The following is a 22,502-nucleotide window of genomic DNA, read 5'->3' as shown; positions in this document are numbered from 1 at the left end:
TTAATTAAAAAATAAAAGGACTTCTCAAAGAAACTAATCTGTTTAGCTCCAAAAATATTGAAGGAACACCTCGTTTAACTTCTCCCTTACCATTTATTCTTTCTGTACTTGTACAGAGAACACAACACTGTTTGGCTCTTGTTATACCAACATAGTGCAAATTTAAATCTTGAATAGCTTCGGTATAAACTCCGTCAAACTCTTTTGGCAGAACGTATCTGTGTAAGTCAAGATGAAATACAACATCAAACTCCAGACCTTTCGATTTATGTAGAGACATAATTTGAATTTGGTTCTTATCAGCTGGCTTAAAACACTCAAGCAACTCTTCACTTTTTAGAATGTTGTTCAAAATAGAAATCGCATTCTGGTTTTCTGCTCTAGGATATATTATTTTAGCAACCTCAATAAATTTAGTAATACTGCTTTGTAAGTTTGATATGTTGTCCCTATTACTTTCTAGTTCACTTAGTAATCGCATAAATCGTCTTGCTTTCTCGACTTGTAGTTCAATTTCCAAATAACTTTCTACTAGTTCATATTTAGTAAATGAATCATCATATATAAAATTTAAAATTCCTTCAAATACACTACCCCAAAGAGTTTTATTACTATCAAACGGCGTTCCACCCAAGAACTTACTTTCTATTGTTAAATTTTTTTGGATAATCCTTCCTGTTCTGGCACTTCTCACAAGAATGCCTATTTCATTTCTTGATTGGACTCCAAAATTTGACATAACTTTAGGAATCACATCATTTAGCCATTTCGCAATATCAATTTCTCCACCAATTATTTTTTTAGAAAATATACGAATTTCGTCTGATGGAATATACTCAATAAAATCTTTTGAGATTAACTTTGTTGCATAGTTGATAATAGAGGGATGGCATCTTCGGTTTTTAGTTATTTGAAACAATTTAAAATCGGCATCTTGAGCTAGTCGTATTAGAAATTCAGAAGATTTATTTGAGAATCCAAATATTGATTGATTTACATCTCCAACTGCAATTGAAATAATATTCAACTGTTTCAACTTAATGAAAACATTGTGTTGGTCAGCACCAGAATCTTGATATTCGTCAATGAATACATACTTGTACCTAGTTTTTAAATAGTTCCTGCAGGAAGCGCAATTATCAATTATAAATAAAGCAAGTTTTGAAATTGATTCGAGCAATACATAGCCCTCTACATAGAGTTTAGTTATCGTATCAAGATGACCACTAATCCAATTGTCAGCATCCTCTTCTCCAATCTCAAATCCTGTGTATTCTTTGAAATAGTTATCTTTCATGTCAATTATCTCAAGTTCTTTTTTAGGAGCACCGAGAATATGCCTACCAAAAGGAAAAACAATTTCTGTTATATAGAATTTATCCATTGTGCCAAAGAATGAACCTTTTTTATCAGCCCCATTCTCCAAGCACCTTTTCTCAAGTTCTCTACTTGCTTTATTAGTATATGAAATCGCTATAACTCCTTGATAAAAAGACAACTCCTTTAATATACCAATAATTTTCCTGGATATTGTAAATGTTTTTCCACTTCCCGGTTGAGCTATAACGACCGTATGTCCAATGTAATCAATTATCTGTTTTTGTTCTGGTGTGGGATTCATCAAATAACTCCTCAACAATTTCTTTGCATCTGATTAAAGGACTAGATAAATTATCTGTTAATAGACCTTTCAATTTTCCTTGATTTTTATATAAAAAGTCGTACATAAATGTCGCTTTACTTTTTTGCATTTTATTCAGTAAGTTGTCATAATTGTTTTCCCCATAATATGTCTCAACTTGAGAGCGTAATGGTGAGTTTAATATATCATTTTCTAAGTCAATTTCAGATAGATACATATTATGACACTCCAACGCAGCTACAAACTCTTGACCTACTTCGACCTCAGATTCAGTTAGGTTTTCTCTTGAATTAATATTTGTTAATAGATTCTTCTTTTCTTTGATTAGTTGATTTATAGTTTCATCATTATTGCAATAGGCTTCGTAAATTTTGAGGCAACGTGAAATCCCAGCATAATAATGGTAATCTTTATACGGAACTTTTATGATGTCATTATCAGTTCTAACGACCCAATTAATACTTAAACTGCTTAAAACATCTATAAAAGGCTCGAAACCTACTCCATCGACCATCAAGATTGAAATGTTATACTTATCAATATCAATCTCTAAATCTGTCGCTAATGCTTTGTAAAATAGAACCTCTGAAGGTCCTTCAACTAGCAGTACAACATTTGAATAAAAAGCATCTGCAGGAACGATGTTCAATCTATATCCGAATTCAAGCATTGACTTTTCTAATCCTGTGTTACAACCATCATTAGCTGCTTTAGTTGAAGAATCAGCTTGGTTGTAAAGCCTGACAATAGAATCCGGAGAAAACTCACACGCAATTTGAGGTGAGTGTGAGGTTATTAAAACTTGGCTTTTTAGTGACTCCACTAAGTATTTAGATAGCCTCCTTTGTTGATGTGGATGGAGATGAGCTTCTGGTTCTTCAATACAACAAAAAGTTACCTCTAGTGGGGTATCGTCAGAAATTCTGTTTTTTGCAGTTCTTAATGCAAGGTAAATTTGATTATTACGTCCGTCTCCACCAACAGCTAGACTTTTACCGTTGACTTTAGAAACAAGTGTTACATTGTTTATAAAATCATCTACACCTGTCCCACCTGCATCAAAATCAATAGTGTTTGATATATGATGAAAGGACAAGTTTAGAAGTTCATCATTTAAACTATTGGTAGCATTGTTAATGTAGGATAGCTTCGTAATTCTTCTATTTAACAAGTGTATAGATTTTTCGATTTTTTTAGTTATTTTATCATCAGATTGTACTGTTTCTTCGCTTCTCTGTTTTCTCGATTCTAAAAGTAAATTTTTCTTTTCTTTCCTTATATACGAATGAAGCTCTCTACTACTCTCTATGTAATCCATATTCAATACCTTCAAGTAATACCGGGACTCAATCGGTTGTAAATCACTTTCATCGTGACCAATATAAAACTGATAACTTTTCTCCCCAGAACTCCCTCTCTTAACCTCATATGCAAGATAAAATTCACCTTGGTCATTTACATATTTACCAATTTTCCCAATTACACAATCCTCAACAACATTCTCAAATTTTATTCGTATGTATATTACATTATTTTCTTCATCATATACATGGAAATCAGAATCTTTAAGTTCTAAATCAGATTCAGATAATTTTTTATCAAGTAACAATCTGAGTGCATAAATCAAGTTTGATTTCCCTATATCATTTGAACCAATTATAAGAGTCTTTTTTTTAAAATTGATATTTGCCTGATTAAAGTTTCTAAAGCCATTGATTTGAACATTAGATATATACATAGTACCGTTCCTTTCAATCATAAATTATATTAATAAACACAAAAGTTTTCTGTTCAATTAATAATAGGAATTTCACACAAGTATATGGAATATAGTAATATTCTACCATAAATTTAGTTAGGAATAGTAATACGTTATTTAATTCGTAGAATATCATTCTAGGTTGAATAAAACCCTCGTAGCACTCTGTGGAATCAATAAATTAATTATTAGTAAAATACTCTATAATATAGGACAACCATCACCAATTCACTGAATGATACATAGGCATTACAGGAGACAGGGTCTTCTATTTAGCGTTCAGGCTTCGGATCATCAATGCTATCCACAGGATTTTTCGGTATTTCCCATTCAGCATGGTACAGATAATTGAAAAACCGATATAGTTAGCCATGGTTGTTATCGATATGTCCCTTTTAAAGTCACTTCCGTTGTCAGGATGATTAACCTTCTTGCTCTCTTCCTTATTGACCACTGTGTATTTGCCACGATCACGCGAAAACTTGATGTACTGACCACTGGACTTTCTTTACCTCTTCAATGCAGAAGCTGTCCTTGAGAAACAAGGCAAGCGGTTTGAGGGTTTGTTCATAGCTTGCTAATGTCTTACGAGATAAATTCTTGAGAACAATACCGCATGAAGTTGTCGATTTAATTCAATGTCGGTCATAAAAAATACCACTCCTTTATCGGCTTCTAGGAAGACCAATAAACAAGTGGAATTTGTTGGCTTGTCACTTCGATATTTATCGGCTCATAATGGATCATTTCCATTATTTATAGCCATCCTTGCAATAGCCCTTGACACGTTAAAACCCTTGCTCTGCCTACTCTTAGCTAATCTTCGCCTCAATTCGCAGCTTGTCCGCCACCATGGCAATAAACTCACTGTTGGTCGGCTTCGCCTTGGTGTTGGAAATCGTATAACCAAACAGGCTAGAAATGGAGTCCAAATTACCACGGGACCATGCTACTTCAATCGCATGACGGATGGCACGTTCTACACGACTAGCGGTTGTATTGAATTTCTTTGCAATGTCCGGGTACAGTACTTTGGTAATCGAACCAAGCAGCTCGACATCGTTGTATACCATCGTAATCGCTTCCCGCAAATACAAATAACCTTTGATGTGTGCAGGAACTCCAATCTCATGAATGATACTGGTGATGCTCGCGTCCAAATTGCGACCGCGGATTTGCAAGGTAGCTTGCGGTTTCGCAGAAGAAACAAAAGAAGAGGCAGGCTTGGTGGTAATGATTTGGCGGATGCGCTGAGCCAGCACCTCCATATCGAACGGTTTCAAAATGTAGTAAGCAGCTCCCAGCTCTACTGCTTTCTTCGTAATCTCTTCCTGCCCGAAAGCAGTCAACATGATAATTTTAGGTTGAGGACTTAAGCGCATGGCCTGAATTTGCTCCAAAACAGCCAAGCCATCCAGATGTGGCATGATGATATCCAAAATTAATACATCGGGTACACGTTCCTGCAGCAGTCGAACTACCTCATTGCCGTTGTAAGCAACACCCACAACATTCATGTCATACTGGCTACTGATGTACTCTTCTAACAGATTCACAAATTCTCGGTTATCATCTGCCAACAACACTTCAATCTTGCTCAAGGTCGTTCCTCCTAACAATGGACGGTCTTTTGGAAAGAAGGTGGCGTTCTAGAAGTTAACAAATCTAAAGGGATTAGTCCATACCATCTTTTTCTCTACAAAAATTATTCGACAAAGCAAATTCCATTCCTGCCAATGACGAAAGATTGAATGATTTAACTGATATTTCGACAAAGAATTCTTTCATTCCGAACCGATTCGTCAAAGGACTGCAAAAATCGGAAAAGCCGCCTCGCTTCGTTCGCGTGACGGCACTTTATTCAGGCAGCCTTGGGTGTATGGGTTCGGGATTCAGCAGTATCTCGGACATTCACGCCAGCATCCTGAAGCATCCATTCAATGTAGCAGCCGTATCCCGAAGTCGGATCATTGACAAACACATGCGTGACAGCACCGACGATCTTGCCTTTTTGAATGATAGGACTGCCGCTCATTCCTTGTACGATGCCACCTGTCTTTTCCAAAAGGCGTTTGTCCGTGACTTTGATAATCATCCCTTTGGTTGCAGGAAAATGCTGCTTGACCACGTTTGCGATCTCAATATCGAACTCTTCTACCTTTTGACCTTCCACGACAGTAAGAATTTTAGCTGGCCCTTCCTCTACCTGCTCAGCAAGAGCGATTGGTAACGGCTCCTGATAATAGCTGCGTTTGGGCTCGTCCTTCATTTTGCCGAAAATGCCAAATGGGGTGTTTTTCGTTATATTTCCAAGAACTTCACTTTCATTGTAGAAACGTGCAAATTTCTCCCCTGGATTACCACTTTGTCCTTTTTCAATCGATGTGACACTTGCTTGCACGATCTGGCCATCTCCAACAACAATGGCTTGACCAGTATCAACGTCGGATATGACGTGCCCTAATGCCCCGTACGCTTTGGAATTTGGATCATAAAAGGTCAGTGTCCCTACTCCTGCCGCTGAATCCCGAATATAGAGACCCATACGGTATTCACTGTCTTTTTTATCTTTTGCCGGGTGCAAAGTGAGGGATAGCTTTTCCTTGCCACGAACGACAAGCAATTGAACGGAATGATTCTTTTTCCCCGTTTCGTTAATCAATTTCTTTACGTCGTTCATGTCATTGATGTACATGTCGTTCATTTTGATAATCATGTCACCGACGTGTATACCTGCCTGTTCACCTGGAGAAAACTTGTTTTTCCCATCGTCTACTAAATGATGACCGACAACCAAAACACCCGCTGTTTGCAGTTTCACCCCGATTGACTGTCCACCAGGGTACAACCGCAGATCTGGCAATACATTAACTTTTACAGCAGTCAGCGGAATGTTATGCCACTTCACCTGCAATTGGGCTTCCCCAGCCCTGCGCGGTTCTACAGACATAGGCCTGCTCAAATCAACGGATACCTCACGCGCCTCTGTCCCGTTAACGTGCAAAATATCAGGATTGCTATTGATTAGCGTGCCCATTACCGGCACAGAGACCCGCAGTTGCTCGTGGGACCCTTCCATCAAACGCAATTCACGGGGAAAGGAGGACAGATCGCGGAACGGGGTGGAACTCACGACAAGCGCCGTGATGAGGAGAAGGAGACTTCCCATCCATTTTCTTTTGTTTTGTCGGATCACCAGTAATCACTCCTACCGTTCCCTACCTACACCTACAAAACAAAACGGTCAGGTCCATTTTGTTTGACCGAAAGCGGTCATGAGGGACACCTCCACCTTGTGTACCTTTAATGTTGCCACCAGCCAAGCGGATTATGTCAGGAAAATAACCCACTCAAAACATTAGAAAACCAGCCTTCACACCCCCTTGACGAGACCATCGTTGTTCTTCCTCCAATAAAAAAAGACCGCCAACCAAATTATCTGACGGTCTTTCGTTCACGGCCGAGGAGGATCATCTCGCGCGCATGTTCTTCTGTTTTTGCTGTGACCTCTGCCCCGCTTAGCATACGAGCCAGCTCTGATACCCGTTCATCATCAGACAAACGATTGACCCGCGTCTCTGTTTCATTCTCGCTCATTTCCTTTTTAATCAGAAAATGAGCGTCTGCCATGGATGCGACTTGTGGCAAGTGAGTAATGCACAGGACCTGTCGCTGCCCAGCGACTCGTGCGAGCTTTTCTGCTATCGCTTGAGCTGCTCTTCCGCTTACACCCGTGTCGACTTCATCAAAAATAAGGGTCTCCACTTGATCCGTGCCTGCCAAAATCGTTTTAATGGCCAGCATGACGCGAGACAACTCCCCACCAGAAGCAATCTTCGCCAAGGGACGCAATGGTTCTCCCGGGTTAGGTGAGATTAAAAACTCAATCTGATCCATTCCATTTGCATCTACAAAGCGCTTGATCCCGTCGATTTCTACCCCGTCATCATCCGGTGTCTGTCTGACGTCGATGGCAAAACGAGCACGCTCCATGTGCAGTTCTTTTAGCTGCTGCTCGATTTCTTGTGCGAGCTTTCCTGCACATTCGGAACGAATAACCGACAACTCCAATGCCTCCACTGCCAAATCGGCTGCGAACTCCTGCAATTGCTTTTCCACCTGCTGGAGGCGATCTTCGTAGTGATGCATGTCATCCAATTCATCCTGAATCGTGGCCGCGTACTCCAAAATATCGTCTACGCTTTTGCCATACTTGCGTTTTAGCGACTGGATTTGATCAAGGCGACGCTCTACTTCTGCCAGCTGCTCCGGTTCAAAATCCATTTGGTACGATAATTGACGAAGGTTATGCACCACATCTTCTATCTGATAGTATGCCGATTGGACTATCTCCAAAATCGGAACGAGCTGTTCTTCGTAGTTCACACCACGCTCGAGCTCCCCCATCGCATGTCCCAACCAATCCATGCCCTTCTGGTCACCATGCAATGCGCGGTATGCATCTTGAATCGTTGAATAAACTTTTTCAATGTTCATCCACTTTTTCCGCTGCTGCATGAGCTTCTCGTCTTCACCAGGTGTAAGGGTTGCCGATTCAATTTCATCGAGCTGATATTGCAACAGATCGATACGCTGTACCAGCTCCCGATCATTGCGTGCCATTCGCTCCAGATCTTGCTTTGTTTTGCGGTACGCCGTATACAGGGTACTGTACTCTTGTTTCGCAGCTCCCAACGCACTTTCCCCATACGCGTCAAGCCAATTGATATGCTTGTCTGACTGCATCAGCATATGCGTATCGTGTTGTCCATGTACCGTAACTAGCCATGGCCCTAACTCACGCAGCATTGCGAGAGTCACGAGTTGTCCATTGATTCGAATGATACTCTTCCCTTGGTTCGAGATATCTCGGCGTACCACGAGCATTCCGTCTTGCTCAATCTGGATGCCGACATTCTTACAAACGTCAAGTCCAGGGTGACCAGGCGGCAATTCAAACAGTCCTTCCACTTCTGCACGAGGCTCACCATATCGGACAAAATCAGCCGAAGCCCGGCCCCCTAACAACAGTCCTAGCGCATCGATAATGATGGATTTACCGGCACCAGTCTCCCCTGTCAGGATGTTTAAGCCTTTTTGGAATGAGACCGTCACTGATTTGATGATGGCAAAATTTCGGATCGAGAGTTCCACTAGCATCGCGAGCGACCACCTTCTACAACATTTCCATTAAGCGTTTTGTCACTTCATTGGTATTTTCTTTGGAACGGCAAATAATCAGGATAGTGTTGTCGCCACTGATTGTCCCCATGATTTCTTCCCAGGGAAGGTTGTCAATCAGTTCAGCTACCGCATTCGCATGTCCCGAAAGTGTCTTCAGTACAATAAAATGATCGGCCTGGTCAATGCTAATAAAGGAATCCACAAGCATGCGTTTCAGCTTTTGCAGTGGATTGAATTTTTGTTCAGCAGGCATTGAATACTTATATCGTCCATCAGGGAGCGGCACTTTTACCAAATGTAGTTCCTTGATGTCTCGGGATACAGTCGCTTGCGTCACGTTAAAGCCAGCAGTCCGCAAGCGGTCCACCAGATCATCCTGTGTTTCCACCTCTTGATTACTGATGATATCCCGAATACGAATATGTCGTTGCCCTTTGTTCATATGGATTACTCCCATTCCCCTTGTAATTTCGTTCGTATCGCTTCGAAAAAGCCACCTTTTTTCCACTTAATCAGCGGGGTAACACACGGTGACTTTTTAATGTAAATCTGATCGCCGCCCTCGAGTCGATAGCCAAACTGACCGTCAATGGACAGTCCCATCTCCTGATGAATGGCATCCACTTCGACCCGGATCGTTTGATTGCCTGACAATACCATTGGTCGAGCCGTCAAGGAATGAGGAGCCACTGGTGTCAGTAATAGCATGTCCACATTGGGAGCCACTATCGGACCGCCTGCAGAAAGTGAGTATGCCGTTGATCCCGTTGGTGTGGAGACAATGACACCATCTCCACTGAACGTCGCGACGTACTCATCATCCAAAAAGACTGCACATTGAATGATCCGGCAAAATGACCCTTTGGCAATCCCTATATCATTCATGGCCGTGTATGTCCCCAGTGTGATTCCTTTTCGCACCAAACAGGCTTCCAGCATCGCTCTCTTTTCAATGTCGTACTTTCCTGAAAGGAGATTGTCGACAGCCTGTGGCAGATGCTCCGGCTCCGCTTCCGACAAAAAGCCTAACGTGCCTAAATTGATTCCAAAGATCGGGATAGAGTGACCGGCAAGCTGGCGAGCAATTCTGAGTAGCGTGCCATCGCCTCCCAATACACAAACCAAATCCGCTTGGTTCCCCATCTCTTCTACAGATGTGCCCAGTTCTGGATGCCCTACATCTGATGCGATATGATCATCCAGGAATACTTGCGCCCCTCTGTCCTCCAGTAAATACAGCAGTTCCCGTGCAACGATACGTGCTTCGGGTTTTCCTTTGTTCGCTATGATTCCAATTTTCTTCACGTGGTCCACCCCAAAACTGGTTGGTTGGAAATCCTTCTTGAACAACCTCATATACAAGTATACAACTTCACATGCATAAATAAAAAGCCTCGATTGTGACAAAACTCCCGAGGCTTTGGTTTTTTATCCTATTTCAAATTCGCATGAGCAGACGCAACTACCTCTGTTACGCATTGCAGCCAAGCTTCCGAATCCATGCCGCCTTCACTTTTTTGGACATGCATAACAAATTCAATGTTTCCTTCTCCCCCTGTAATGGGAGAGTAATCCAAGCCCTTTAGCGCGAAACCCAATCCACTGGCAAATTGGCCGATGTCAGTCAGTACGCTTTCGTGTACGTCTGGATCACGAACGATTCCATTCTTTCCGACTCTATCCTTGCCAGCTTCAAATTGAGGCTTGATCAGCGCGACGACGTCACCGCCATCCGTCAGAAAACGGTACAGCACTGGCAAGATCAATCGCAACGAAATAAACGATACGTCAATCGATGCGGCGTTTGGCCGTTCATGTTCAAACGCATCCGGGTCCATATGACGGAAATTCGTCCGTTCCATGACGACCACTCGTTCATCCTGTCGCAAGCTCCACGCGAGTTGTCCGTACCCGACATCAATGGCGTATACAAGCCGTGCACCGTTTTGTAGCGCACAGTCCGTAAATCCGCCAGTGGACGCCCCGATGTCCATCATGACACGATCCTTCATGTCGATTTCAAAGACACGTAATGCTTTTTCCAGCTTGAGGCCACCCCGACTCACATACGGGTGTACCTCGCCCTTCACCGTAATCGCAACATCCTCGGCAAATTTGGTTCCCGGCTTGTCACAGCGGTCGCCAGCTACCTGCACAAGACCTGCCATTACAGCTGCTTTTGCTTTTTCTCTGGTCTCATAATGGCCTCTTTCGACCAAGAGAATATCAATCCGTTCTTTTCTTACACTCATGCTTCCACTACGCCCTTCGAAATTGGCATCAAGGATCGGACACGAGCAGCGATATGATCAGCTGTGAGCCCTACCTCTTGCCGCTGTTCCTTCACACTTCCATGCTCAACAAAATAATCTGGTACCGCGACAACCTGCACATTCATGCCGTGATAGCCTGCACGACTGTAGCATTCAATGACAGCGCTGCCGAAGCCGCCCATTTCACTGCCTTCTTCAACCGTAATGATATCGTAGCCTTCCTTTGCCAGACGGAATAGAAGCTCTTCGTCCAACGGCTTACAAAAACGTGCATTGACCAGCATCGGTTTGATTCCCTCTTCTTGAAGCTGATTGACCGCCGCCTCCGCAATTTCGAATACGTGACCGAACGAGAGAATCGCCACGTGTTTGCCTTCGCGTACAATCTCCGCTTTTCCGATTGGCAGCACTTGCAGTTCTTCATCCATTTTGACGCCACGAGTCGGCAATCGCGGATAACGATAAGAGATCGGACCGCCTTTATATTCCACTGCTGTCTTCATCATGTGACGCAGTTCATTTTCATCCTTCGGTGCCATGATGACCATATTCGGAATGATGCGCATGAATGCCACATCGTACATCCCTTGGTGTGTCTCCCCGTCTGCTCCGACGAGTCCAGCACGGTCAACGGCGAAAATCACATGGAGCTTTTGTCGTGCGACATCGTGGATCAACTGATCATAGGCTCTTTGCAAGAAAGTCGAATAAATCGCAAAGACCGGCTTCAAACCTTGTGTCGCTAATCCTGCCGCAAATGTACATGCGTGCTGCTCTGCAATCCCAACGTCAAACAGTCTGTCAGGATACTTCTGTCCAAATGGGATCAAGCCTGAACCCGCTGGCATCGCAGGAGTCACAGCCACAATGGAATGGTCTTCATCCGCAAGCTTCATCATGGTATCGGCAAAAACGGATGTATATGTTGGTGCGGATTTCGGTGTATCACCTGACTCGATTTTATACGTACCGATACCATGCCACTTGACCGAATCAGCTTCAGCTGGGGCATAGCCCAGTCCTTTTTTCGTGATGGCATGGATCAATACAGGTCCTTTTGTATGCTTGGCCGTCTTCAACGTATCGAGCAACAGCTCCATGTTATGTCCGTCAATCGGACCAATATACGTAAAGCCGAGTTCTTCGAAAAGAACGCCAGATACGAGCAGATACTTCATGCTGTCCTTGAAGCGCTCAGCCATGTGAGCCAATTTGCCCCCTACAGCCGGTATCGATTTCAACAAGCCTTCGACTTCATCCTTCGCCCACTGATAGTTCTCCGTCGAGCGAATCTTCCCCAAGTAGTTGTGCAAGGCACCAACGTTTGGCGCAATAGACATCTCGTTATCATTTAGCACAACGATGACATTCTTGCGTTCATGACCGATGTGGTTCAAGGCTTCTAAAGCCATACCACCTGTCAAGGCACCGTCACCAATCACAGCTACGACATGGTTCTTTTCCTTTTTCAAATCCCGAGCAGTCGCCATCCCCATTGCAGCAGACAACGAAGTACTGCTATGCCCGGTTTCCCAGACGTCATGCGGGCTTTCCACCATTTTAGGGAACCCGCACAGACCTTTGTACTGGCGCAAGGTCGGAAACATCTCCCGGCGTCCTGTCAGCATCTTATGTACGTAGGCTTGATGTCCGACATCCCAAATCAGCTTGTCTTTTGGACTGTCAAAAACGTAATGCAGAGCTAGCGTCAGCTCGACAACTCCCAGATTCGGCGCGAGATGTCCTCCTGTTTTCGAGAGCGTTTCGATTAGAAACTGACGGATCTCAGATGCCAATGTATGTAACTGCGGTTGCGTGCACTTTTTCAAGTCTTGAGGATCATTTATAGTAGTAAGCAGCATTGGTATTCCTCACTTTCCACTGTTCGTTCTCCGGCGATTGTGCATGCTGCATATCAATCAAGCCACTAGAAAACCCGGCTTTCCTTATTGCTATAGCCGATTCCGCTTATTTTCAGCTTGATTCATTATAACGGTTTCTTAATAAAAACACCACTTTTGATCAACATATACGAATATGAAGGCGATATCTTGTATTTTCTGGTAAGATAATTTTGAATACATACTCCGAACAAAAGAGGTGACGTCCGTGAAGTTCTCACAAATTCAGTATGAGCGCATGGATATGAACAAAGTTGAAGGACAATTCACGCAATTATTGGAAGCGTTTCAACATGCTTCAAGCTTCTCTGAGCAAGATTCGATCATGGCTCAATTGAACAAACTGAGACAAGAAGTGGAATCTGCGCGGTATGTCGCACAAATCCGCCACACGATCAATACAGAAGATTCCTTCTACAAGGCGGAACAGGACTACTGGGATGAAGCCACTCCTGTGTATACCGGCATCGTTTCCCGCTACTATCAGGCGATCGTCGATTCTTCCTTCCGCGCAGAATTGGAGCAAAAATGGGGAGCACAGCTGTTTCGCATCGCGGAGAGCACACTCCGTACATTTTCGCCGGAAGTCATTTCTGATTTGCAGGAAGAAAACCGTTTGGCCAGTCAATATGTCGCACTGAAAGCGTCTGCCAAAATCATGTTTGAAGGAGAAGAGCGAAACCTTTCAGAGATGATTCCTTTTACAATTGCGCAAGATAGAGACATGCGCAAACGCGCTAATGAAGCGAAGTATGATTATATGCGGCAACATACGGACGAATTTGATCGCATCTACGATCAGCTCGTCAAGGTACGCACACGCATCGCCAAAAAACTCGGCTTCAATAGCTTTGTGGAGCTAGCTTATGCACGTTTGAATCGTACCGACTACAATGCAGAAATGGTAGCCAGTTTCCGCCAGCAAGTGCTTGAGCACATCGTTCCAGTAGCATCAAAGCTCGTCGAACGTCAGCGACAACGCATTGGTGTCGGTACACTTGAGTATTACGATCTTTCCTTTGATTTTGCTACAGGGAATCCAAGCCCGAAAGGCCCGCCGGAATGGATTGTGGAAAACGGGAAAAAGATGTACGCCGAGTTGTCACCTGAAACGGACGAATTTTACAACTTCATGCTGGACAATGACTGTTTAGATTTATTGAGCAAAAAAGGGAAGGCAACTGGCGGCTACTGTGAATACATCAGCCAATACAGGCTCCCCTTTATTTTCGCTAACTTTAATGGTACGTCCGGTGATATCGACGTACTTACGCACGAGGCAGGACATGCGTTTCAGGTGTATGTAAGCCGAGATTTTGAGGTGCCTGAATATCATTTCCCAACCTTTGAGGCGTGTGAAATACATTCGATGAGCATGGAGTTTTTGACGTGGCCATGGATGGAGCATTTTTTCAAGGAAGATACCGACAAATACAAATTCTCACATCTGAGCAGCGGACTCCAGTTCATACCGTATGGCGTATCTGTTGATGAGTTCCAACATGTTGTCTATGAGAATCCAGATATGACCCCTGCGGAGCGTAAACAGGCTTGGCGTGAAATTGAGCGCAAGTACCTACCGCATCGCAATTACGCACAAAATGCGTATCTTGAGGAGGGCGGGTTCTGGCAGCAGCAAACCCATATTTTCCAAAGCCCCTTCTATTACATCGACTACACACTGGCCCAGATTTGCGCGTTCCAATTTTGGAAACGATCTCAATCTGAGCCAAAACAAGCTTGGGAGGATTATTTGACGCTTTGCCGCGAAGGCGGAAGTAAATCGTTCCTCGAGCTGGTACAAGTGGCGAAGCTCTATTCTCCATTTGAGGACGACTGCATTCCATCGGTGATTGGCGAGATTGAACAATTCTTAAATAGTATTGACGATAAAAGCTTGTAATCAGTAGGTGTACAAAAAAGCTGGCAGTTCCCGTACGGGTTGCCAGCTTTCCCTTATTTATTACGATCACGCACGTAGTCTGCCAACGGGCTGAGTGCAGAGTTCTCGATTCCCGCATCCGCAAGCGCTGCTTTTGCCTCGGTAATCAATTCGTCAAGACGCGCCTTCGATTCGGCTAGACCAAGAAGTGATGGGTACGTTGCCTTTTCCCGATCCGCATCGCTGCCAACTGCTTTCCCCAGCTCTTGGGCATCCCCTTCCACATTCAAGATGTCATCCTGAATTTGAAAAGCAAGACCTATGCAAACACCATAGCGTGTCAATGCTTCCATTTGGCCTTCGGATGCTTCTGCGAGGTAGCCTCCCCCGCGCAAGGCTGCGATCAAGAGATCACCTGTTTTGTGACGATGGATAAATTCGAGCTGATCCAGATTAAGGCGCTTGCTCTCCCCTTCGATATCCGCCATCTGTCCGCCGACCATGCCAGTTGCTCCTGCACGTTTTCCCAGCTCCGCAATCAGGTTCACGGTAGTAGCCGCTGAAACATCGGTGCGATCCATGTAAGCTTCTGCAATGTATGCAAACGCACGCGTCAGCAAGGCATCTCCTGCGAGAATGGCTGTTGCTTCACCGAATACTTTGTGATTGGTCGGTTTACCGCGACGAAGATCATCGTCGTCCATCGCAGGGAGGTCATCGTGAATCAAGGAGTACGTATGTATCATTTCCAGGGCAACCGCAAATGCCACGCCCCGTTCAATCGGCTTGTCCAATGCTTCGAGGACCGCCAACACCAGCATGGGACGCAACCTTTTTCCGCCTGCCATGAGCGAATACTTCATGGATTCGTACAAGTTTTCCGGAACTCCTTGCTGCTCAAGGGCTGGCTGGAGTCTTTGCTCTATATAGGCGGTCTTTTCCACCAAATAACTCTCGAATGTATGCACGCCGATCATGATTCTCCTTCCACGCGAAACGCCTTCTGCTTTACCTGTCCGTCTTCTTCCACCAACTGGGTAATCTTCGCTTCGATTGCGTCCAGCTTTTGACCACAAATTCTGGAAAGAGTTACTCCTTCCTGATATAGCGTAATCGCTTCTTCGAGGGGAATATCTCCTTCTTCAAGTCGATTGACGACTTCTTCCAGGCGCTTCATCGCGTCCTCGAACTGCATATCAGTCTCTTGTTCCGTTTTTTTGCGAGCCACTCTGCTTCTCCTCCTCCCGGTTCACTTTTTCCACACGTGCAGTCGCACTGCCATCACTTAATCGTACCATGATCTCATCGCCAGGGGCAAACTGTTCCACTGATTTCACGAGCCTGTCATTGGTGTATACGAGTGAGAATCCACGTTGCATGACCTTTAGTGGACTCAGTGCTTCTAACGTCGCTATACGAGCTGCGAATGCCATTCTTTTTTGGTTGAGACGGCCCAGCATCCGTTCGTCCAAGGTGGCGCGGAGCTTAGACAGATTTTTTCTTTTCTCTCCAATTTGATCAGCGAGGCGATAGCGCTTGATCTGTTCATCTAATCGCGTATAGCGTTCGCGTCTTCTGTCCAGCAAATGCTTCATGGATTGACGCATCCGCAAATGTGCCCGATCCAATCGTTCTGCCGCTTCCTCCAGCCTACGCTCCGGTTGGCGCATTGCATACGAATTGCCCAAGCGTGTCAAACGATTTCTCTGCTCTGTCATGGTACCACGTACTGCTCGATGCATCCGTATCTCGAGCTGTCGCACTCTTTCGACCCATTCCAAATAATGCGGTACAGCCAATTCAGCAGCGGCTGTCGGCGTAGCTGCCCGTACATCTGCTACGAAATCGGCGATGGTCACATCCGTCTCGTGTCCTACAGCGGAGATGACGGGAATGAGTGAAGTAGCAATTGCCCTCGCGACGTTTTCATCATTAAACGCCCACAGTTCTTCGATGGAACCTCCACCACGCCCTACAATGAGAACATCAATGTCAGGCTGATCGTTTATGATCCGAATAGCGGAGACAATCGATGCAGGTGCATCCGCACCTTGGACAACGGCTGGTGAAAGTACGATTTCTGCTTGCGGATATCGTCTACGAATCGTCGTGCAAATATCTCGGATGGCAGCTCCTGTCGGAGAAGTGACGACACCGACACGTTTGGGAAAACGCGGGAGCATCCGCTTTCTCTCTGCTTCAAACAACCCTTCTTGCGCCAATTTTTCTTTCAGCTGCTCGAATGCTAAATAAAGCGAGCCAAGACCGTCTGGCTGCATCTCTTTGGCGTAAAACTGATACGCGCCATCCCGTTCGTATGCAGAAATAGACCCACGCACAATCGCTTTTGCGCCATCTTTGGGCAAGAAACGCAGGAAGCGATTATAACTCGCAAACATGACGACTTTGATACGTGACTGCTTGTCCTTTAGCGTGAAATACATATGACCGCTGGAATGGTGAGTAAAATTAGAGATTTCTCCCCTCACCCATATATCTTGCAGGTGGGGTTCCTTTTCCAGCACCAGCTTAATATAACGATTGAGATCACTGACAGATAAAATATCTTGTAATGCCATGCGGCCCCTCCTTTACAAAAACTTGGCTTTGCCGTGCATGCAACAAGGACTATGCAAAAGAATGGATAAAGCTTATGCCTTATCCATTCTATAATAAGTTGCCGATCTTCTTCTATTGTTTTGCTTGCTTTTTCGCCGCCGCAACAGTATTTTTCAGCAGCATCGTAATCGTCATCGGGCCGACACCGCCTGGAACTGGGGTAATAAAGCTAGCCACTTCTTTGACCTCGTCGAACTTGACATCTCCAACGAGCTTACCCGTTTCAATGCGATTCACACCAACATCAATGACGACAGCGCCCGGTTTAACATGCTCCTTGCCAATCATATGAGCCCTACCAGTTGCAACGACGAGGATGTCCGCCTTTTGGGTGTATTCCTCGAGATTTTGCGTGCGAGAATGACACATGGTTACCGTAGCATTTTCCTGTTGCAGCAGCAATGATACCGGCTTACCAACGATGTTGCTACGTCCGATCACCACTGCGTGTTTGCCTGCCATCTGGGTGCCTGTGCGCTTGATCAATTCAATAATTCCATGCGGTGTGCAAGGAAGCATCGTATCATTTCCCAATACCATGTTGCCTATGCTAATCGGATGGAAACCGTCCACATCTTTTTCAGGAGCAATGGCTTCAATGACCGCATGCTCTGAAATATGAGCAGGAAGAGGAAGCTGAACCAAAATCCCATTAACGTTCGGATTTTCGTTCAACTGTTGAATGATAACCAACAACTCTTCCTCTGTGATGTCAGCGTCCTTCCGAATGATCTCGGATGAAATACCGACTTCCTCGCAGCCTTTTGCCTTACCCCGTACATAAGAGTGAGAAGCTGGGTCGTCTCCTACAATGACAACAGTCAAACCCGGGACGACCCCTTGTTTTTTCAATTCAGCTACTTCGTTCGCCAATTCGGCCCGAATACTCTGTGCGACTTCTTTTCCCTGGAGAATGGTTGCAGCCATGGAGAAAATGCCTCCTTTATCAACGTCGATACGTTAAGTGTACCGATTTCTCTCTCAGCTGTAAAGGCGAATTATAAAAAGTTCTTATTTATTTAATGTTCGCCTTTTGCTTCATCCAACCCAACATTGCGACTCCATAGGCATTATCACCGGAGTAAACGGGATCACAGAAGTACAGCTTCGCCTTCACGGCAGGGTGTTCCAGGCGTTTGATCAACCGCTCACGAATGTAATAATTAGCAGCTACTCCTCCGACAATCAAGATGTCCTTCGGGTAGCCTTGCTCTACTGCATGGCGCAAGGACTTCTCTAGTGCATTGGCAATACATTGCTCTGTCGCTCGCGCAATCTCAGCAGGGCTCGTACTCCCCTTCTCCACTTCCCGTAAAAGCGATGCTTCTGGACCAGAAAAACTAAAGGAGAGTCCGTCAACCGCCGAAGAAACCCGAAACTCACCTGTTGCTTCCTTTGCTAACTGCTCCAATGCAGGACCTGCAGGAAAGGACAGACCAAGTGCCACACCAATCCGATCGACCAGTTGACCTGCGTGCAGATCGATCGTCCCACCGATTTTCTCAATGGTATATCCGGCTGCATGACGCTCGCACAGCAGCAACTCGCTGGTACCTCCAGACAAATGCACAGCCAAAAAGCGGTCTTCTGTCGGACGCACCTCAGCAGTGTATTCCCCTGCCGCAATATGTCCCTCTTGATGAGTCGTCAAGTGCAGCGGAACGCGCAAATAAGTCGCCAACGATTTCGCCAAGCCTTCTCCTACTTTAAATACAGGCATATACGATCCGTCTTGCGGGCGTGGCTTCTCACTTACACAAATCGCGGCAATCTCGTAGTCCTTCCACTTCATCTCATCACTTAATTCCGGCAGGTTCATCACATGCTGAAAGACGGCTTCGGATTGTTGCAGTCCGCGCTTGCCCTCCTTTACTTTCAGAAGGCGTTTTGCTTCTGCGACAATTCGGCCGTCTTCCTCAGCCAAGCACAGTGATGTCCGGTAATTGCTCGTGTCGATTCCCAACATTACCTTACTCATGCTTGTATCTCCTACCTATTACGCCTGCTTGGTTTCACGTGATTGCAAGAAGCTTGACAACACACCGTTAATGTACCTGTGGGACTGCTCGTCGCTAAAGAGCTTCGCGACCTCAATCGCTTCGTTCATCACGACTTTGTCAGGTGTGTCTTGCTCAAACATGATCTCGTAAAAAGCCAGACGAAGAATAGCGCGATCTACATTGGCGATGCGTTCCAATTGCCATCCACGCAGATACTTCTTGATTTCTGCATCAATCTCAGTCAAGTTTTTCAATACACCATCGAGGAGATAACGTAAATACTGTGCATTTTCCTCGGATTCTTCCATGACGAGAGCAACCGCATCTGTTAGCGGAACCTCTGCCATATCAATTTGGAAAAGACATTGAACTACTTTTTCTCGTGCTGTTCTTCGTTTCATACCATTCATTCACCTACTAATTAAAATGAGCTCGGCCTTTGCTTCTTTCACCGAAACTTGCCTGGCAAAATCTTGTCGAGTATTTCACGCAAGTCTTCTTTATGATCGAGCTTTCGTCCAATATAATAACCGGTCCCGACAAACACAACAAAAACCAGTGTATCCCAAAATCCCACGAGAAGGTAGATGATGCCTAAAAAAAGTCCGGCAAAAACCCCCATTAGCTTTCCCTTGTGTTCCCACATTAACTCCCGCATCATTTACTTCACCTTCTATTCCACCCGTTTACGAGACGAGTAGTTTTCCTGCTGAGCTACTTCCGTCACGACAATGGTCACCTCAGAAATGACAACACCAGCAATCCCCTCGACTTGCTCCTTCACGTCAGCCTGTAGCTTCTGTGTCAGTTCAGGCAATGGCGTTTCTCCATCTACCGAAACACGCAGGGTGATAATATTGCCGCTCTCGAGTGCTTTGACTGTCGTTTTCAGATCGCGCACGCCTTTTACTCGGCGGGCGGCACGCTCTGCAATGGTCTGGATCGTCTGGATCGTAATGTTGACCTCACCCAAATCACTGCGCTGACGGATTCCCCGTTCTACTTTAGGCTTGTTAGAGCGGAAAGAACTGAAAAAGAAGCGAAGGCTTACTACGAGGAAAATGATCGCGACAATAAGATAGGTGATGTTCGTACCCGCCAGCATCTGATCCACATATGGACGGAAAAAATCTTGCGAGATCAATCCGCTGGTCGCTGCTATCGCGATGCAGGACAAAACAATGAGCGCAAAGCTATAAATCGTCAAGATAAAGCGGTCAAACAAGTTCACAAGCACCTCTCCTTTCAGCCATGTTTGAAAAAGGAGACAAACACGGCACGCTCCAGAAAACTCCATGAATGTATGCTCTACGCCTAAACTAAAATCACGTTTTCAAATGAGGAAAATGCCCCCTGTTCGTAGGGGGCATCCATCCGCTGCTTGTTAGCGCACGCGCTGGTGTTCTTCAACCGGTACTGGAGCCGGTACTTTTTCTTCTGCTTTCAATTCAACATCAACGATATGTACGTTTACTTCCACTACAGAAAGACCTGTCATGCTCTCAATCGCATTGCGTACACTATCTTGAATATTTCGAGCGACTTCCGGGATGCGATGTCCGTATTTGACAATGATCGAAACATCCACCGCCGCTTCGCGGGAGCCAACCTCTACACGCACACCACGTGCTATATTTTTACGGCCTAATCGTTCAGCTATTTCTCCTACGAAACCGCCGCTCATTTGCGCTACACCTTCTACTTCGGACGCAGCCATGCCGGCGATCACTTCCAACACTTCGGGAGCGATCTGGACTTTACCAAGTTCTGTTCTATCTAAGTCTGGAGTAAACTCTTCCATGCTTCGCACCTCCCTCTAATTTGTAATTCATTATACCAAGCACACCGTATTTTTACAAATCAGCCCTACTTACTCTTCATCCAGGTTCAAGTCGTAGGTTTCCAAGAATTTCGTATCGAAATTCCCGCTGACAAATACTTCGTGCTCCAATACCTTCAAATGGAATGGGATCGTTGTCGTAATACCTTCTACGACGAATTCACCCAAAGCACGCTTCATACGGTCAATCGCTTCGTTACGATCCTTGCCCCACACAATCAGCTTGGCGATCATCGAGTCGTAGTATGGTGGAATGGAATATCCTGCATACGCTGCACTGTCTACGCGCACACCAAAGCCGCCTGGCGCCAAATATTCCGTGATACGACCTGGCGAAGGCATGAAGTTTTTCGCAGGATTCTCAGCATTAATGCGGCATTCAATAGCCCAGCCATCCAATACGATATCCTCTTGCGTAAAGGACAATGGTTGGCCTGCCGCTACGGTCAACTGCTCCTTGATCAGGTCAAAGCCAGTCACCAGCTCAGTCACAGGATGCTCTACCTGAATACGCGTGTTCATTTCCATGAAGTAGAACTTTCCATGTTTGTCCAACAAAAACTCGACAGTTCCCGCACCGTGATAAGAAACGGCTTTTGCCGCCGCAACAGCAGCATCCCCCATTTGTCGGCGTAGCTCTTCACTCAATGCTGGAGATGGCGCTTCCTCAATCAGCTTTTGGTGACGGCGTTGGATGGAGCAGTCGCGCTCACCTAGGTATACGGCATTGCCATGCTTGTCAGCCATGATTTGAATTTCCACATGGCGCGGGCCTTCTACGAACTTCTCCAAGTAAACACCTGGATTGCCAAAAGCCGTTTTTGCTTCGTTTTGCGCCTGACGGATCGCTTTTTCCAAATCTTCATCGTCAACGGCTACGCGCATACCACGTCCGCCGCCACCCGCCGTCGCTTTGACCATGACAGGATAGCCAATCTTGTTTGCGGTAACGACAGCGTCAGCCACATCTTCGATCAGCCCTTCCGTACCTGGTACAGTAGGTACACCTGCCGTTTTCATCGTATCCTTCGCTGTGGACTTGTCCCCCATCTTCACAATGGCTTCTGGGTCTGGACCGATAAAGGTAATGTTACATGCGGCACAAATCTCGGCAAAATCGGCGTTTTCTGCCAAGAAGCCATAACCAGGATGGATGGCGTCTGCCCCTACCTTGGTCGCTACACTCATGATGTTTGCTATATTCAAATAGCTTTCCTTGGATGCCTTGGGACCAATACAGTAGGCTTCGTCGGCCAGCTTCACATGAAGCGCTTCACGATCCGCTTCGGAGTAGACGGCGACCGTACGAATGCCCAGCTCGCGGCATGCACGGATAATACGCACGGCAATCTCCCCGCGATTGGCAATCAATACTTTTTGAAACATTCCGCTCTCCCCCACC

20 protein-coding genes are annotated in these 22,502 nt (G+C 45.4%); 1 reads left to right on the top strand and 19 read right to left on the bottom strand.

Features of this window, described 5'->3' with window-relative positions:
- Positions 1-4 precede the first annotated feature (4 nt).
- The 9 genes from HP401_RS01455 to dxs all read right to left on the bottom strand — a co-directional run bounded on the left by HP401_RS01455 (position 5) and on the right by dxs (position 12,720).
- Positions 5-1,621, bottom strand: coding sequence for a UvrD-helicase domain-containing protein (locus HP401_RS01455; protein WP_173603822.1), 1,617 nt, complete (start codon positions 1,619-1,621; stop codon positions 5-7).
- Positions 1,587-3,380 carry an ATP-dependent nuclease gene (locus tag HP401_RS01450; protein WP_173603821.1) on the bottom strand — a complete coding sequence of 598 codons (1,794 nt, stop codon included), beginning with the start codon at positions 3,378-3,380 and terminating at the stop codon, positions 1,587-1,589. Before HP401_RS01450 ends, HP401_RS01455 begins: the two co-directional genes overlap by 35 nt.
- A gap of 833 nt (positions 3,381-4,213) precedes the next feature.
- Positions 4,214-5,002: a sporulation transcription factor Spo0A gene (gene spo0A, locus HP401_RS01445; RefSeq protein ID WP_016739922.1), complete on the bottom strand. Its 789-nt coding sequence runs from the start codon at positions 5,000-5,002 to the stop codon at positions 4,214-4,216.
- A 260-nt stretch (positions 5,003-5,262) separates the two neighbouring features.
- Positions 5,263-6,597: a SpoIVB peptidase gene (gene spoIVB / locus HP401_RS01440; RefSeq protein ID WP_012686042.1), complete on the bottom strand. Its 1,335-nt coding sequence runs from the start codon at positions 6,595-6,597 to the stop codon at positions 5,263-5,265.
- Positions 6,598-6,836: 239 nt separating this feature from the next.
- The gene (gene recN, locus HP401_RS01435; RefSeq protein WP_173603820.1) at positions 6,837-8,561 is read right to left on the bottom strand and encodes a DNA repair protein RecN; all 1,725 of its coding nucleotides are present in this window, start codon (positions 8,559-8,561) and stop codon (positions 6,837-6,839) included.
- A gap of 16 nt (positions 8,562-8,577) precedes the next feature.
- The gene (ahrC, locus tag HP401_RS01430; protein ID WP_012686040.1) at positions 8,578-9,027 is read right to left on the bottom strand and encodes a transcriptional regulator AhrC/ArgR; all 450 of its coding nucleotides are present in this window, start codon (positions 9,025-9,027) and stop codon (positions 8,578-8,580) included.
- Between the two features lie 5 nt (positions 9,028-9,032).
- Positions 9,033-9,890 (bottom strand): NAD(+)/NADH kinase, encoded by an 858-nt coding sequence (locus HP401_RS01425; RefSeq protein ID WP_173603819.1) that lies wholly within the window; start codon positions 9,888-9,890, stop codon positions 9,033-9,035.
- 128 nt (positions 9,891-10,018) lie between these two features.
- Positions 10,019-10,837, bottom strand: a complete 819-nt coding sequence (locus tag HP401_RS01420; RefSeq protein WP_064199894.1) for a TlyA family RNA methyltransferase — start codon at positions 10,835-10,837, stop codon at positions 10,019-10,021.
- A complete protein-coding gene (dxs, locus tag HP401_RS01415; RefSeq protein WP_016739918.1) occupies positions 10,834-12,720 on the bottom strand; it encodes a 1-deoxy-D-xylulose-5-phosphate synthase in 1,887 nt (628 codons plus the stop codon). Before dxs ends, HP401_RS01420 begins: the two co-directional genes overlap by 4 nt.
- Before the next feature lie 247 nt (positions 12,721-12,967).
- Here dxs and HP401_RS01410 point away from each other — a divergent pair, with 247 nt between their 5' ends.
- A complete protein-coding gene (locus tag HP401_RS01410) occupies positions 12,968-14,662 on the top strand; it encodes a M3 family oligoendopeptidase (RefSeq protein ID WP_173603818.1) in 1,695 nt (564 codons plus the stop codon).
- A 53-nt stretch (positions 14,663-14,715) separates the two neighbouring features.
- Here the strand turns inward: HP401_RS01410 and HP401_RS01405 are convergent, their stop codons facing one another.
- From HP401_RS01405 to accC, 10 genes are all read right to left on the bottom strand, one after another.
- A complete protein-coding gene (locus HP401_RS01405) occupies positions 14,716-15,618 on the bottom strand; it encodes a polyprenyl synthetase family protein (protein WP_173603817.1) in 903 nt (300 codons plus the stop codon).
- On the bottom strand, positions 15,615-15,869 hold the full coding sequence (xseB, locus tag HP401_RS01400) for an exodeoxyribonuclease VII small subunit (protein ID WP_048032540.1): 255 nt from the start codon (positions 15,867-15,869) through the stop codon (positions 15,615-15,617). Before xseB ends, HP401_RS01405 begins: the two co-directional genes overlap by 4 nt.
- The gene (xseA, locus tag HP401_RS01395) at positions 15,838-17,220 is read right to left on the bottom strand and encodes an exodeoxyribonuclease VII large subunit (protein ID WP_173603816.1); all 1,383 of its coding nucleotides are present in this window, start codon (positions 17,218-17,220) and stop codon (positions 15,838-15,840) included. The genes xseB and xseA overlap by 32 nt, the downstream gene beginning before the upstream one ends.
- Before the next feature lie 112 nt (positions 17,221-17,332).
- Positions 17,333-18,187, bottom strand: a complete 855-nt coding sequence (gene folD, locus HP401_RS01390; RefSeq protein WP_142496228.1) for a bifunctional methylenetetrahydrofolate dehydrogenase/methenyltetrahydrofolate cyclohydrolase FolD — start codon at positions 18,185-18,187, stop codon at positions 17,333-17,335.
- A gap of 88 nt (positions 18,188-18,275) precedes the next feature.
- A complete protein-coding gene (locus HP401_RS01385) occupies positions 18,276-19,238 on the bottom strand; it encodes a tRNA (adenosine(37)-N6)-threonylcarbamoyltransferase complex transferase subunit TsaD (RefSeq protein ID WP_012686031.1) in 963 nt (320 codons plus the stop codon).
- Positions 19,239-19,256: 18 nt separating this feature from the next.
- Positions 19,257-19,661 carry a transcription antitermination factor NusB gene (gene nusB, locus HP401_RS01380; protein ID WP_041749380.1) on the bottom strand — a complete coding sequence of 135 codons (405 nt, stop codon included), beginning with the start codon at positions 19,659-19,661 and terminating at the stop codon, positions 19,257-19,259.
- A 47-nt stretch (positions 19,662-19,708) separates the two neighbouring features.
- The gene (locus tag HP401_RS01375) at positions 19,709-19,921 is read right to left on the bottom strand and encodes a DUF2273 domain-containing protein (protein ID WP_012686029.1); all 213 of its coding nucleotides are present in this window, start codon (positions 19,919-19,921) and stop codon (positions 19,709-19,711) included.
- 12 nt (positions 19,922-19,933) lie between these two features.
- Complete coding sequence (gene amaP / locus HP401_RS01370; RefSeq protein WP_041749379.1) at positions 19,934-20,491, bottom strand: alkaline shock response membrane anchor protein AmaP; 558 nt, start codon at positions 20,489-20,491, stop codon at positions 19,934-19,936.
- A gap of 153 nt (positions 20,492-20,644) precedes the next feature.
- Complete coding sequence (locus HP401_RS01365) at positions 20,645-21,061, bottom strand: Asp23/Gls24 family envelope stress response protein (protein ID WP_012686027.1); 417 nt, start codon at positions 21,059-21,061, stop codon at positions 20,645-20,647.
- A 69-nt stretch (positions 21,062-21,130) separates the two neighbouring features.
- Positions 21,131-22,486 carry an acetyl-CoA carboxylase biotin carboxylase subunit gene (accC, locus tag HP401_RS01360; protein WP_087343752.1) on the bottom strand — a complete coding sequence of 452 codons (1,356 nt, stop codon included), beginning with the start codon at positions 22,484-22,486 and terminating at the stop codon, positions 21,131-21,133.
- Positions 22,487-22,502 lie beyond the last annotated feature (16 nt).

Source organism: Brevibacillus sp. HB2.2 (genome assembly GCF_013284275.1).
Classification (GTDB): domain Bacteria; phylum Bacillota; class Bacilli; order Brevibacillales; family Brevibacillaceae; genus Brevibacillus; species Brevibacillus brevis_D.
Note: the sequence above shows the minus strand (reverse complement) of the source record. Positions and strands in the feature narration are given on the sequence as shown.

What these genes read in the sequence shown, in the direction of transcription:
- HP401_RS01375 (WP_012686029.1), bottom strand. Translation starts at nt 19,921, where the DNA reads ATGATGCGGGAGTTAATGTGGGAACACAAGGGAAAGCTAATGGGGGTT.
- HP401_RS01455 (WP_173603822.1), bottom strand. Translation starts at nt 1,621, where the DNA reads ATGAATCCCACACCAGAACAAAAACAGATAATTGATTACATTGGACAT.
- HP401_RS01385 (WP_012686031.1), bottom strand. Translation starts at nt 19,238, where the DNA reads ATGAGTAAGGTAATGTTGGGAATCGACACGAGCAATTACCGGACATCA.
- HP401_RS01450 (WP_173603821.1), bottom strand. Translation starts at nt 3,380, where the DNA reads ATGTATATATCTAATGTTCAAATCAATGGCTTTAGAAACTTTAATCAG.
- HP401_RS01365 (WP_012686027.1), bottom strand. Translation starts at nt 21,061, where the DNA reads ATGGAAGAGTTTACTCCAGACTTAGATAGAACAGAACTTGGTAAAGTC.
- xseA (WP_173603816.1), bottom strand. Translation starts at nt 17,220, where the DNA reads ATGGCATTACAAGATATTTTATCTGTCAGTGATCTCAATCGTTATATT.
- HP401_RS01420 (WP_064199894.1), bottom strand. Translation starts at nt 10,837, where the DNA reads ATGAGTGTAAGAAAAGAACGGATTGATATTCTCTTGGTCGAAAGAGGC.
- accC (WP_087343752.1), bottom strand. Translation starts at nt 22,486, where the DNA reads ATGTTTCAAAAAGTATTGATTGCCAATCGCGGGGAGATTGCCGTGCGT.
- nusB (WP_041749380.1), bottom strand. Translation starts at nt 19,661, where the DNA reads ATGAAACGAAGAACAGCACGAGAAAAAGTAGTTCAATGTCTTTTCCAA.
- dxs (WP_016739918.1), bottom strand. Translation starts at nt 12,720, where the DNA reads ATGCTGCTTACTACTATAAATGATCCTCAAGACTTGAAAAAGTGCACG.
- ahrC (WP_012686040.1), bottom strand. Translation starts at nt 9,027, where the DNA reads ATGAACAAAGGGCAACGACATATTCGTATTCGGGATATCATCAGTAAT.
- HP401_RS01405 (WP_173603817.1), bottom strand. Translation starts at nt 15,618, where the DNA reads ATGATCGGCGTGCATACATTCGAGAGTTATTTGGTGGAAAAGACCGCC.
- recN (WP_173603820.1), bottom strand. Translation starts at nt 8,561, where the DNA reads ATGCTAGTGGAACTCTCGATCCGAAATTTTGCCATCATCAAATCAGTG.
- folD (WP_142496228.1), bottom strand. Translation starts at nt 18,187, where the DNA reads ATGGCTGCAACCATTCTCCAGGGAAAAGAAGTCGCACAGAGTATTCGG.